Consider the following 14,555-nt stretch of genomic DNA (forward strand, 5'->3'; position numbering starts at 1 on the left):
TTTATTATTTTTGAATTCGACAAAATGACATTAAATAGAAAAAAAACAAAGGACTGCGTTCTATTGGGTTTGAAAAAAACACGATCAACAACATCCATACAAACAACCAAGAAAAATACATTCCCCCATACATTTTTTTTAAAGTCTTATAAATTCCAATTAACACACAAGATATGCCTGCTATCCCCCACATACGAGCAAAAGTCGCTATACCATTGACACCTACGAAATTGTAGCCAAAATCATCTTTAATATTATAAACACCATATCCCAATGGATAGTAAAGAAGGCGTTCCAAATTCAATCTAAAGACAGTAAATCTGTCATATTCTATCGTGTCCAACCTCGCATTAGTCGTTCCATAAACATTTGAATTATACAAATAATCATTTAATTTTTCTCCGATAAACTCTAATTGAAACACAAAAGGAATGGCACAAATAAAAAATAATAAGAACAAAATCGTTTTGATACGGCCTTCACTATTTCTAATATAAAATAAAAGATATAATGCCAGTGCCAAATATCCGGCAGTCGACATTGTTGTCAAAATTGCTATTACATAAATAATTAAATACTTATCTATTTTTACTCCATAAACTATAGAACGATAGATGATGGCAATAATGCAGATCATGGCAAAAGCCCCGGGTTCCCACATAAAGCCTGAATTTCTGACATATGCCAATCCGGCTATCGGAGAATAAGTATAAACAAATACATACCACGCAGTCGGTCGGGCTTCCGTATAAAATTCAGCAATGAAACGTCCAAATATGGGAGACAAACTCTCAAATAAGGATGGTAATAATAACTGCATGCCATAGAATACCAAGGAAATGACCGTTAATACAAATACCCATTTTTCAAAACGGTGCCAGAATGAACTGCCAATTATTTTAAATCCCAAATATGATATAGTCAGAGGTATTAAACCACCCAGCACTTTATTGAAGCCCCACGAATCATTAAAAACATTAGAATATAGAAAATTGATAAAGAACCAATATATACCTATCCCTATAAAAAATGGATCAACTCGTCTCTTTTTTAGCAAAAAAAACGCACAAAACAAGCCAATCAAAGCAAAAGAGAATGTCTGTTCAAAACAAATTGAAGCAGTATTCGAAATATAAATAAAGAGGAAGAATAGTACAATATTGTCTATAATCTTTTTAGATTTCAGACTATTTGTACCATATGCTGTTCGGCTTATTCTCATTAGATATGATTTTATAATATTGAATAGGATATATAATTACATATATAAACATCATTATTATACCTGATATTACTACTCCATATATTCCCATATATTTCCCCAGAATTATAGCTAGAGGAACATAAATAAAAGGAAGTAAAATAGATATGTAAAATTGGAGCTTTATTTTACCGATACCATTAATTATACTCAAAAATATGTTTGAGTACATTTGCAACAATAAAAATACAGACAATAGTATCACAAGGGATGTACTTATTTCCATTTTATCACCAAGCCATATATTAAAAAAGAATGGTGAAACTATAATCATTATCACAGCCAATAATATAAACCCGCAATAAATCCGAACCAATTTTGACTTTACATTTTTAATCCAAGCTATATCTTTTTTGGTATAAGCATCTGTCACCGCTGACCAGAAAGGAGTTGTTATTATAGTAAAAGCAAAAAGTAATATTGAAAGATATTTATTCACTATATAATATTCAGGAACAGCTTCAGGTCCAACAATATTAGAGATTATAATATTATTACTTTGAAACAGAAAAAGATTAGAAATCTGAATGATAAAAAAGGCAGCCCCCAATGTCAATATCTGCCGTACCATTTTCTTTTCGAAGAAGCGAAAAGACGGTAAGACCTTCTTAAACCTTCCTCCAAAATATTTAAAGGTATAAAACACATAGACTAATACAGGAATAACTACCAATATAGATCCTATCCCTATCAAAGAAGATATTTTCCCACTCAAATAAAAAATAAAAATAGTCAGCAATGAAATAGATTGAATAGCTAAATTCATATTGGACGTGACATCCGGCATTTGAAAAGCCAACAAAACAGACTTAAATATGCCCAAGATGAAATTCATACACATCATTAAAACGACTATCAACATTAAAGTATTAATTTCCGAAGCCATATTTACAGGTGCGTTAAAAATCTTATACCAATTGACAAAAGGATATATGGCCACAAATATTATCATGATAAAAACAAAAATCAAGATCATGGCAACGTAAGCTGTACTAACAATCTTTTTTGCTTCTATATAATTTTCCTCTGCTAGAGATTTAGCTAAAAGATTCCTTAATCCTTGTCCAATGCCAATATCAAAAAAGCCAATCCAATTCACTAAAGACATTATTGTAACCCATATACCATACCGTGTCTTATCCAAACATTCCAAAAACAAAGGGACATACAACATACTTAAAAACAGGCTTGTTCCTTTATTAAGAAACATTCTTGTTATAGCTTTTTTAGCTCTGACAGTACGCCCATTTCCTGAATTCAGATAATGCAGGGCTCCTTTTATCAAATTCATTATTATATACTATAACAAAGATTTCACAATCCTTCCGCATGCCAGTCCGTCTCCGTAAGGATTGACCGCCATACTCATCTTTTTATATGTTTCTGCGTTATCCAACAATATAGAAACTTCATCTACAATCTTATTATAGTCTGTTCCTACCAATTTCACTGTCCCTGCATCCAATGCCTCCGGACGTTCTGTAGTATCACGCATTACTAATACCGGCTTACCCAGTCCCGGTGCTTCTTCCTGAATTCCTCCGCTATCGGTTAATACAATTGTTGATTTTTCCATCAGATAAACGAAACTTAAATATTCGAGAGGCTCAATGAAAAACATGTTTTTCAGATTAGAAAGATTTTCACCAAAGACTTCAAAAATAGGCTTGCGCACATTAGGATTAAGATGCATGGGATACACAAAATCAACCTCAGGATATTTTTGGGTTAGGTCTTTGATTGCTGTACACATCTGAATGAAACCGTCACCAAAATTCTCCCGACGATGCCCTGTAATGAGTACCAGCTTCTTTCCATCTCTTAAACGACTTACGTCATATCCACTTTGTATGAGCGTCTTCTCTAATTCAATATCAAGGAGCGTATCCTTCTTGATTTTCGTAACGACTTGATGTAAGGCGTCAATGACGGTATTCCCCGTCACGACAATTGAATCCGGATTTATGGCCTCCTTTAAAAGATTACTTTTACTTAGTAAAGTAGGTGCAAAATTATAAGTAGCAATACGCCCCGTTATCTGGCGGTTCATTTCTTCTGGCCATGGACTATAAATATTATGTGTGCGAAGCCCTGCTTCCACATGACCTACAGGTATTTGTTGATAAAAAGCTGCAAGAGCGGCAGCTGTGCTTGTAGTAGTATCTCCATGTACCAATACAATATCAGGTTTCGCCTCTTTCAGAATATCACGCATACCTGTCAATACCCTTGCCGTCACATCGTAGAGATCTTGTCCCTGTTTCATTATATTTAGATCGAAATCTGGTGCTATTTCAAACAGGTTCAACACTTGGTCAAGCATTTGGCGATGTTGTCCAGTAACACAGACAATGGTTTGAAAGCTATCAGGGTGTTTCTGAAATTCTTTCACCAATGGTGCCATTTTAATAGCTTCGGGACGAGTCCCGAAGACTAACATTATCTTTTTCATTATACGTGTTTTATTTTTTGAAAATACCGCAGAAATCGAGAATAACCTTATCTTCCCGACATTCAAGCGCCCTGAACGGTTCATGTGCAGTCAGAAAAACGATAATATCAGCCTTTTCGTAAGCATCTCTATAATCAGTGAGTTTAAACACATTGTGTTCCTTCACGTTAGGTTCTACCACTAGAATATTGGCATTATTGCAACTTTGCATTACTTTAGTAACAATATATTTAGCTGGTGATTCACGCAAATCATCAATATTGGGTTTAAAAGCAAGCCCCATCATAGCCACACAAGGTTTATAGTGATGCTCAAGCTCAAATTTCAGCATCTCGCTCTGTACTTTTTCTGCGCACCAAAATGATTTATAATTATTAATTTCACGTGCCTGGCTAATGATCTTAGATTCCATTGGAAATTCGGCGGTAATAAAATACGGATCTACGGCAATACAATGCCCTCCTACACCACATCCTGGTTGCAGAATATTGACGCGTGGATGCTTGTTAGCTAAGTTTATCAGTTCCCATACATTAATACCGGCTTTATCACAAATAAGTGAAAGTTCATTGGCAAAAGCTATTTGTACATCACGGCTTGAATTTTCAGTCAATTTACACATTTCAGCAGTTTTGCTATTAGTGCTATGAAGCGTACCATGTACAAACTGACTATAAAAAGCAATAGCTTTATCAGTAGATTCATCATTTATCCCACCAATGACGCGATCATTGTGTACTAATTCATAAATGACATTACCCGGCAACACACGCTCAGGACAGTAGGCTATATATATATTATCAATTAATTCGGGACGTTCTGAAAAAATAAGATCTTTCATTTTATCAGTAGTACCCACAGGTGAAGTAGATTCTATAACATACAAATCACCCTCTTTCAATAAAGGAAGCACGGCGCGAGTTGCTGATTCCACATATGAAATATCAGGTTCGTGATTTCCTTTAAATGGTGTAGGAACCACCATAAAATAGGCATCGCTTACTTCGGGAACAGTGGCAGCTTTCAAGCTACCCGCTTTTACCACTTCTTGCAACATCTCTTCCATACCCGGCTCTATGATATGCAATTTGCCCTGATTGGTCATTTCAACGACTTTCGGATTAATGTCAACTCCGACTACTTGAACACCGTTTTTAGCGGCAATAATGGCTGTAGGCAGGCCAATATAGCCTAACCCCATAAAACAAGCTTTCATGATTATTTTATTTTGAATATTATTGAACTTACTTATTGAATGGTACATGTATATAGGTCTTATACCACTTTCTTCCAGTTAGTTTTTCGTGCTTTACAATGGCTCGATTAATAACAACATGTGAAGTACACCAAAATATCAAGTCGAAAAGAAGCATGAAAGTTGCATTGATATAAAAAGACAATACAAAATTAGCCGCTACCAAAAACAATGACAACATTAATAATGTGATCATTACAGTGCGTATCCTCATCCCTGTACGTAGCAATTTATGATGAATATGATTCTTGTCTGGCAGAAAAGGATTACGTCCACTTCTAATACGGGAATAGAATACACGTACAACATCAAGCAATGGAATAAACAATGTAGAAATAGTTACCATATTCAAATTCAGCTTGAATGGATCCCAATATTCTTGCTGCATCCAAAAATGAAGAATCAAAAAACTAAGAATATAACCAAGAGTCAAACTGCCGGCATCTCCCATAAATAGTTTCCGTCCGGATACACTGAATACATTATAATAAAAAAAGGTAATGACAACTCCCAATGTAGCAGAAGCCAAAAGCGCATGAGTCCACTGCCCCACAAGTGTACACACAATAATAAGCAGCCCTAATGCAATGCAAGTAAGCCCCGAAGCCAAACCATCAATTCCATCTATCAGATTAATAGCATTCGTAATGTAGACCACAAGAAAAACAGTCAAAGGCATACCAATAAATGCAGGTATGGCATGAAGTCCTAATAATCCTCCCAAATCGTTAATCCAAAGACCGGAAAGGGGAAGAAAAGAGGCGGAAAGAATCTGTACCACAAATTTATACCGATAACTCACTCCTACCAAATCATCCGCTACCCCGACAAGGTAAAGCAATGTCGTGCCGGCAACAAGGAAAAGATAACGCATGAATAAACAGGATGACCATACAGGCGCAACGGGTTCATTCATGTAATAACGGATTCCTGTGATAATACACAAAGATATTAATATAACAGGCAGAAAAGCCAGACCGCCCAAACGAGGAACGGGAGTCTTATGTACTTTACGGGCATCAGGAACGTCAAAGAGACGCTTCTTATAAGATATAAATATTATTCTTGGAATAACAATCGTAGCTAATAGTACTGAAAGTAAAAAAGTACCTCCAATATAAATATACATCATAATAATCTATCGTATTTTAGGCTTAATTCTTTTCTCCAACCGGTTCCACATACCCCACCGGCATATCTGCACAAGCACATCCCAACATATTTAACCGGACAGCTATTTTACTTTTACCATCTACCATTACAAGTTCCCCTACAAGCCCTGTCAAAGGTCCTTTGACAACACGTACTTTCTCACCACGTGCCAAAGGAGCGCTATTCATACAAATCGCTTCATCCGAATAATCGAGCATAAAACGAAAACGAGCCATTTGTTCATCAGGAATTACAGTCGGACTACTCTCACCACGCATTACCATATACCGGCTGACTGTAGAGAAGGAAAGAACCTCTTTACGTTCTTTCGGATCCGCATGCACAAATACCATCATCGGAAGCAGAACAGATTCAACCACTTTACGGCGGTCGCTCCATTGATGCACTTCCTGTTGGACCGGTACAAAATTCTCAATCCCCATCTTGGCCAAACGCTCTGCTACTTTCTTCTCGTGGTGCATACGCACGAGAGCTACATACCAGCGTTTAGAGTGTGCTACGCCTTCCCCTGTCCCAATATTAGGCCCAGCAATTAAAGTTCCTTCTTTTCTTAGAATCATACTTTTTTACCCCTTATGTTTCCATTACTTCTTAGGTAACGGAAATATAGGCGACTGGAAACCTGCCACAATAAGAAGAAGAAATGCATACAAATAGGGAAGTTTGGGAGTTTTCTGCCTGATTTACAGAGAAATTCGTTCAGTGCAGACAATAGAAATCATTGAACATGAAGCGATAAAGTTTCATGTTCGGATACATTTTTACTATATATTTAAATAAAAAGAGAAAAAAAAGGAAATTTGCTTGTACGCTATTAACAATTTTGTCTATATTTGCACCGAATAATTTCCGTTACCTAAGAAGTAACAACCGTGCAATTTAACTGAATATCAAGTATTTAATCTACTTATCACAGAATTCCCCTACAATTCCTCACGTAAGAATAATTCAGTCGGTTTACTTTTGTACGTTCATTAAGGTCAAAGCCTTTCAAATAGATTTGTGTTGTCTTGATAGATTTATGCCCTAGTGATTCACTTATCATTTCAATAGGGACTCCCCGGTATTTGGCAGTAGTAGCCCAGGAATGCCGGAATGTATAAGAAGTTACGGCTGAACGAACATGTAACTTCCTGGCTAAACTCTTCAGGTCGTTATTAAAACGACGCAAGGTGGATTGATATTCTTTATAGGCGGCCTCTTCGTCCCGCTTGTTCTTCCCGCTTAATATATAAAAGAGATAATCAGGATATTCGGGAAGAACCGACGAGTGGAAATTACGAAGCCGGGAAACAATATCTGACGCCGATTCTAATATTTCCACACTCATGGGAGTTCCTGTCTTGGTACGATTGTATTTCAGAATATTCCCTTCCAAGTTAGACTTTTCCAGATGGGCTAAATCGGCAAAGGGCATTCCACAGAATAAAAACAATAAGTTGGCAATAGCCTGCGTACGGCGTAATCTCTCGGACTGCGGGTCTTTGTAAAGCAACGTGTGCAGTTCGTTTACCGGGATGGCTTTCTTCTGACGAGTATCCACTCCGGTAAATACATCACGAAACAAACGATGCACATAAGGGGTCTGGTGAGCGTCTACCCCTTTATTATATATGCAGCGCAACATTCGCATATAAGTAGAGATAGTGTTAAGCTTCAAACGACTAGCCAGCAAATAGTTACTGTATCGCCTCAAGTTCACACGAGTAATCTGACTGAATGACACACACGATGTTCCACAAAACATTGTGAAAGAACGTAGCGCATTCTCATAAACATGTGCTGTAGCATAGCGCCCCTCACGGCGCAAGCACTCCACATAATTGTTTGCACATACGGTAAATCCGTCTTTTCTCATAATTTCTAATCTATTAGTTTATAAAATCAGTATGATATTACGAGAAATAGAACGAATTTCCAATTAAAATGGCAATTAACTGAGATTTTCTTATAAAGTTTTTAATAACCTATACGATTTAATACCAAAATTGGCAGATTAATCAAAAAATGAACAAAAAAAGTCGCTCCCGAATAACAGGAACGACCTTTCATTTTTTCATTTCAACAGGATGCCATCATTCTATCGAATGCATGCCATCGCATTACTTATATTCTGCCCAACTCTTGATAGCGATATCGTCAATGCTCATCGTGCAGAAAGCATTAATGAATGCACTAGCCAGACGGGCATTTGTAATCAACGGAGTATTCAGGTCAATGGCTGCACGACGAATTTTGTATCCGTTGTCCAACTCTCCGGCTGTCAGGTTCTTAGGAATGTTGACTACCATATCAATTTCCTTATTATGGAGCATTTCCAATGCTTGCGGATGCCCCTCTTCGCTAGGCCAATAGACATGGGTACTTTCAATACCGTTTTCAGCAAGCGCTTTGTGCGTGCCACCGGTCGCAAAGAGTTTATAGCCCTTATTCACCAACATACGGGCTGCATCCATCATATCGGCTTTCTGTTTCATTGTTCCTGTGGAAAGCAGGATATTCTTTTTCGGGATACGATAGCCTACGGCAAGCATTGCTTTCAGTACGGCACAGGAAGTATCCATGCCGATACAACCAACTTCACCGGTAGAAGCCATATCTACCCCCAACACAGGGTCGGCTTTCTGCAAACGGTTGAAGGAGAACTGGGAAGCCTTGATTCCGACATAGTCCAGCTCAAAAAGGCTTTTTTCCGGTTTTTCGACAGGCAGACCAAGCATGACTTTCGTTGCCAGTTCGATAAAGTTTATCTTCAATACTTTGCTGACAAACGGGAAAGAACGGCTGGCACGCAGGTTACATTCGATAACTTTGATATCATTGTCTTTTGCCAGATATTGGATATTGAACGGGCCGGAGATGTTCAGAGCCTTGGCAATCTCACGGCTGATACGTTTGATACGGCGGACAGTCTCTACATATAGCTTTTGTGGCGGGAATTGAATAGTAGCGTCACCGGAGTGCACACCCGCAAACTCAATATGTTCGCTGATAGCGTATGCTACGATTTCTCCATTCTGGGCTACGGCATCCATTTCCACTTCCTTGGCATGCTCGATAAACTGGCTTACTACTACCGGATGCTTCTTCGATACGTTAGCTGCCAGTTTCAGGAAACGTTCAAGTTCTTCCTGATTGGAGCAGACATTCATCGCGGCACCTGAAAGTACATAAGACGGACGGACAAGTACCGGGAACCCTACTTCGTCAACAAACTCGTTGATGTCGTCCATAGAAGTCAGTTCCCGCCAACGCGGCTGGTCTACACCGATACGGTCGAGCATGGCAGAGAATTTCTCGCGGTCTTCGGCGTTGTCAATGCTCTTGGCACTTGTACCGAGGATATTGACATTCTGCGCATCCAGACGCAATGCCAGGTTATTCGGGATTTGCCCACCGGTAGATACGATGACACCATGCGGATTTTCGAGTTCCAGAATATCCATTACACGCTCGAAAGTCAGTTCGTCGAAGTAGAGACGGTCGCACATATCGTAGTCCGTAGATACGGTTTCGGGGTTATAGTTAATCATGACGCTGCGCCATCCTTCCTTGCGGATTGTGTTCAATGCCTGTACGCCACACCAGTCGAACTCTACCGAAGAACCGATACGATAAGCACCGGAACCCAGTACAACGATAGATTTATGGTCACCCAGATAATGAACGTCGTTTGCTACGCCGCTATAAGTAAGATACAGATAGTTGGTCTGTGCGGGATATTCGGCAGCCAAGGTATCAATTTGTTTCACAACTGGAAGAATACCTGCATGCTTGCGATGATTGCGGACATAGAGAATACCGTCTTCCATATCACCTTCGTAACCAATGGCACGGGCAATCTGAAAATCAGAGAAGCCTTGGACTTTTGCTTTACGAAGCAGTTCGTCCGGCAAGTCGGCAATCTGTTTGTGGTTGTTTCCCCAACTATGCAGTTCTTCGGAAGTCTTCATGATGTTCATCAGCTTCTGAAGGAACCATTTGTCAATCTTTGTCAGTTCGTGCACCTGGTCAATAGTGTATCCGGCACGGAATGCTTTCGAGATGACAAAAATACGTTTATCGGTCGGCTCACGAAGCGCTTTGTCGATATCAGGAATAACCAGTTCTTTGTTTTCCACAAATCCGTGCATTCCCTGCCCTATCATACGAAGCCCTTTTTGGATAGCTTCTTCAAAGGTACGACCGATAGCCATTACTTCACCGACTGATTTCATGGAAGAGCCTAATTCTTTATCTACTCCATGGAACTTTCCTAAGTCCCAACGAGGAATTTTACAGACTACATAATCCAGAGCAGGCTCGAAGAAAGCGGAAGTTGTTTTTGTTACAGAGTTTTTCAGGTCGAAAAGCCCGTAACCCAATCCTAACTTGGCGGCAACGAAAGCCAACGGATAGCCGGTTGCTTTGGAAGCCAACGCCGATGAACGGGAAAGACGGGCATTTACCTCAATCACCCGATAATCTTCGGATTCCGGGTCGAAAGCATATTGCACGTTACATTCGCCGACGATACCAATATGACGGATGATGCGGATAGCCAGTTCACGGAGTTTATGATATTCTTTGTTAGTAAGTGTCTGAGAGGGAGCGATAACGATAGACTCACCGGTATGGATACCTAGTGGGTCAAAGTTTTCCATATTACAAACAGTGATACAGTTATCGAAGCGGTCGCGCACCACTTCGTATTCCACTTCTTTCCAGCCACGAAGTGATTTTTCCACCAACACTTGCGGAGAGAAAGAAAAAGCCTTTTCTACGAGGACGTCCAGTTGTTCCTCGTTATCACAAAAGCCGGAGCCCAGACCACCCAACGCGTAAGCAGCACGGACAATCACCGGATAACCCAGCTCTTTTGCTGCGCGACGGGCGTCTTCCGCATTTTCTACGGCTTCGCTCTTGATAGTCTTTACGTCGATTTCGTTCAGTTTCTGCACGAAAAGTTCACGGTCTTCGGTATCCATAATAGCTTGTACCGGAGTACCGAGCACCTTTACGTTATATTTTTCGAGGATTCCTTCCTTATATAAAGCTACGCCGCAATTCAAAGCCGTCTGCCCGCCGAATGCAAGCATAATGCCTTCGGGCTTCTCTTTCTGAATAACCTTTTCTACAAAATACGGAGTCACCGGCAGGAAGTAGATTTGGTCTGCCACACCTTCGGAAGTCTGTACGGTAGCAATATTCGGGTTGATAAGAATCGTTTCAATCCCCTCTTCTTTCAAGGCTTTGAGCGCCTGCGAACCGGAATAGTCAAACTCACCGGCCTCACCGATTTTCAGGGCACCGGAACCCAGCAGCAATACTTTCTTTATATTTTCTTTCATGATTGTCGGTTATTTAAGCAGGTTTACAAATTCGTCGAACAAAAATTCCGTATCCGTAGGGCCACTGGCAGCTTCCGGGTGGAATTGCGCCGAGAACCAAGGATTCGTCTTATGCTTGATTCCTTCATTGGAACCGTCGTTCATATTGATGAAAAGCGGTTCCCAATCTGCGCCCAACGTATTATTGTCTACGGCATAACCGTGATTCTGAGAAGTGATGAAACAACGTTCCGTGCCTACCATACGCACAGGTTGGTTGTGGCTACGGTGCCCGTATTTCAGTTTGTATATTTTGGCTCCACCTGCTTTCGAAAGTAATTGGTTACCCATGCAGATTCCGAAGATAGGGAGTTTCTCATTTTTCATTGCCTTACGGATATTTTGTACCGCAGCGTCGCAAGTATCCGGGTCGCCCGGGCCATTGGAAATAAATAATCCGTCAAATTCGAGTCCGTTGAAATCGTAATCCCAAGGCACGCGAATCACTTCGATATCACGTTTCAGCAGACAACGGATGATGTTAGTCTTTACTCCACAATCTACAAGAACAACTTTTTTAAGTTGAGAGTTGAAAATTGAGAGTTGAGAGTTAAGCTGCGCAATGGAAGTAGTTACCGGGAAAACCTGAGAGGTTCCGTCAGGAAGATAAGAGATTATTTCTTTGCAGCTTACTTTATCTACATAATTAATATCTTCATAACTCTCAACTCTCAACTCTTCATTCTCAACTTCTCCAAAGACAATCTTTCCCATCATCACACCATGTTCACGGAGTACTTTCGTTAGCTCACGGGTATCAATGCCTGTGATGCCGGGAATTTGTTCACGTTTCAACCAGTCGCCGAGACTTTCCACTGCGTTCCAGTGGCTGTATTCATAAGAATAGTCACTTACGATAATCGCTTCCGCATGGATTTTCTCACTCTCCATAAAAGTAGCGAGCCCGTTCGGTTCGATTGTAAAAGGGGGAACTCCGTAGTTGCCTATCAAGGGATAGGTAAGAGTCATCAACTGTCCGGCATACGAAGGGTCAGTGAGGCTCTCGGGATATCCGGTCATGGCAGTATTGAAAACTACTTCGCCCGCCACCGGCTTCTCGTAGCCAAACGACTTGCCGGAGAACCGGCTCCCGTCGTCAAGGATTAATGTCACATTTCTCATTCTTATTATTGAATCGTTGTATGGTTGTTAGAATTGATACATTTGCTCAATGTAGTCGATAAATGCCCGGTTCACCATTTTCACGCCACCCGGTGTAGGGTAATTGCCGCTGAAGTACCAGTCGCCCGTATGGTTCGGGCAAGCCTCGTGAAGTCCTTCCAACGGCTGGTAGACGATTTCGACTTTCGCTTTCGTTCCTTTCGGTGTCAGCAGTTCCACCATCTTGGCGGAAATTTCTTCGTCGGTGAAAGGTGCATAGATGTCTTTTACGTAGTTCACCATCTGCTCTTTCGGCAGTCCTACCTGGTCTTTGGATTTACGGTAAGCGGCTGCAATCACATCTTTCATATCGCGTTCTTTCAAAAGTTCGACAGCTGCCCTGAAAGCGATAAACTCGCTCATCTTCGCCATGTCTATGCCGTAGTAATCGGGATAACGTACTTGCGGTGAAGAGGATACGATGACAATCTTCTTCGGGCTGAGACGATCGAGAATACCGATAATACTTTGTTTCAGCGTCGTGCCGCGCACAATGCTGTCGTCAATTATCACCAAGTTATCGACACCGGGCACGAGACTTCCATAGGTAATGTCATATACGTGGGCTGCCAAATCATTGCGGCTGTTTCCTTCGGCAATGAAAGTACGGAGCTTGATATCCTTGATAGCCACCTTTTCGCTGCGGATACGGCGGGAAAGGATTACTTCCAGTTCTTCCATATTCGGATTATGCCCCAATGCGGCAATCTGCCGCACTTTCTCTTCGTTCAGATAGTCGTCCAGTCCTTGCAACATTCCGTAGAAAGCGACTTCGGCGGTATTGGGGATAAAAGAGAAAACGGTATGGTCGATGTCGTTATTGATAGCTTTCAGGATTTTCGGAACTAACTTTTCGCCCAGCAGTTTTCTTTCCTTATAGATATCTACATCACTACCACGGGAGAAGTAGATACGTTCAAAAGAGCAGGCGTGCTTCTCACGAGGTTTGATGATTTGTGAAGTGCGGATTTTGCCTTCCTTGCTGATAAGCAGCGCTTGTCCCGGTTGCAGTTCTTTAATTTCTTCAAACGGAACATTCAGGGCGGTCTGGATGACCGGACGTTCGGAAGCTAATACGGCTATCTCGTCATCCTGGTACCAGAATGCGGGACGAATCCCCCATGGGTCGCGGATAGCGAAAGATTCACCGCTTCCGGTCAGTCCACAGATAACGTATCCCCCATCCCACTCACGACTGGAAGTACGTAGTACATTAGCCAGGTCGATATGCTCTTCTATATAATTGGTGATGCCCATGCCTGTAAGCCCGTCCGCTTCGGCAAGATTGAAGACACGTTCCACTTCACGGTCGAGACGATGTCCCATTTGTTCCAACATGATATATGTATCGGCATATTTACGGGGATGCTGACCGATGGCAGTGATGCGGGCAAATATCTCGTCCACATTCGTCATATTGAAGTTTCCGCAGAGAGCCAGGTTCTTGGCACGCCAGTTGTTCCTTCTCAAAAACGGGTGTACGTAAGAGATGCCGGATTTCCCTGTGGTAGAATAACGGAGATGCCCCATATATGCTTCACCGGCAAAAGGCAAAGTACGTTTGGCGTACTCCGCGTCATGCAGTTGTTCGGGAGTCAAATCCTTGAAATTGTTCTGCACATTTTCAAAGATTTCGGTAATGGCACCGGAACCCAAAGCACGTTCGCGGAACATATATTCTTCACCCGGATTGGCTTCCAGTTTCACACAAGCCAGTCCCGCGCCTTCCTGTCCACGGTTGTGCTGCTTTTCCATCAGAAGATAAAGCTTGTTCAGACCGTACATCCACGTTCCGTACTTCTTCTCGTAATACTCCAGCGGTTTAAGCAGGCGTATCATGGCAACGCCACATTCATGTTTCAATTGTTCCATCTATACAAATCC

The 14,555-nt window shown here is 41.1% G+C and carries 10 protein-coding genes; all 10 read right to left on the reverse strand.

Features of this window, described 5'->3' with window-relative positions:
• Nucleotides 1-4: 4 nt before the first annotated feature.
• Nucleotides 5-1,222 carry a hypothetical protein gene (locus BacF7301_RS20315; protein ID WP_167965709.1) on the reverse strand — a complete coding sequence of 406 codons (1,218 nt, stop codon included), beginning with the start codon at nt 1,220-1,222 and terminating at the stop codon, nt 5-7.
• Nucleotides 1,188-2,552, reverse strand: a complete 1,365-nt coding sequence (locus BacF7301_RS20320) for a lipopolysaccharide biosynthesis protein (RefSeq protein WP_167965711.1) — start codon at nt 2,550-2,552, stop codon at nt 1,188-1,190. Before BacF7301_RS20320 ends, BacF7301_RS20315 begins: the two co-directional genes overlap by 35 nt.
• 9 nt (nt 2,553-2,561) lie before the next feature.
• Complete coding sequence (gene wecB, locus BacF7301_RS20325) at nt 2,562-3,713, reverse strand: non-hydrolyzing UDP-N-acetylglucosamine 2-epimerase (RefSeq protein WP_167965712.1); 1,152 nt, start codon at nt 3,711-3,713, stop codon at nt 2,562-2,564.
• Nucleotides 3,714-3,723: 10 nt separating this feature from the next.
• Entirely contained in the window at nt 3,724-4,929 is a 1,206-nt protein-coding gene (gene wecC, locus BacF7301_RS20330; protein ID WP_167965713.1) for a UDP-N-acetyl-D-mannosamine dehydrogenase, read from the reverse strand.
• A 28-nt stretch (nt 4,930-4,957) separates the two neighbouring features.
• Nucleotides 4,958-6,100 (reverse strand): MraY family glycosyltransferase, encoded by a 1,143-nt coding sequence (locus BacF7301_RS20335; RefSeq protein ID WP_167965714.1) that lies wholly within the window; start codon nt 6,098-6,100, stop codon nt 4,958-4,960.
• A 22-nt stretch (nt 6,101-6,122) separates the two neighbouring features.
• Nucleotides 6,123-6,701 (reverse strand): UpxY family transcription antiterminator, encoded by a 579-nt coding sequence (locus BacF7301_RS20340; protein WP_167965715.1) that lies wholly within the window; start codon nt 6,699-6,701, stop codon nt 6,123-6,125.
• A 350-nt stretch (nt 6,702-7,051) separates the two neighbouring features.
• Complete coding sequence (locus BacF7301_RS20345) at nt 7,052-7,999, reverse strand: tyrosine-type recombinase/integrase (protein WP_167965716.1); 948 nt, start codon at nt 7,997-7,999, stop codon at nt 7,052-7,054.
• 244 nt (nt 8,000-8,243) lie between these two features.
• Nucleotides 8,244-11,471: a carbamoyl-phosphate synthase (glutamine-hydrolyzing) large subunit gene (carB, locus tag BacF7301_RS20350; RefSeq protein ID WP_167965717.1), complete on the reverse strand. Its 3,228-nt coding sequence runs from the start codon at nt 11,469-11,471 to the stop codon at nt 8,244-8,246.
• Nucleotides 11,472-11,480: 9 nt separating this feature from the next.
• A complete protein-coding gene (carA, locus tag BacF7301_RS20355; protein WP_167965718.1) occupies nt 11,481-12,632 on the reverse strand; it encodes a glutamine-hydrolyzing carbamoyl-phosphate synthase small subunit in 1,152 nt (383 codons plus the stop codon).
• 27 nt (nt 12,633-12,659) lie between these two features.
• Nucleotides 12,660-14,543, reverse strand: coding sequence for an amidophosphoribosyltransferase (locus BacF7301_RS20360; protein ID WP_167965719.1), 1,884 nt, complete (start codon nt 14,541-14,543; stop codon nt 12,660-12,662).
• Nucleotides 14,544-14,555 lie beyond the last annotated feature (12 nt).

The organism is Bacteroides faecium (genome assembly GCF_012113595.1).
In the GTDB taxonomy this organism is placed as follows: Bacteria; Bacteroidota; Bacteroidia; order Bacteroidales; family Bacteroidaceae; genus Bacteroides; species Bacteroides faecium.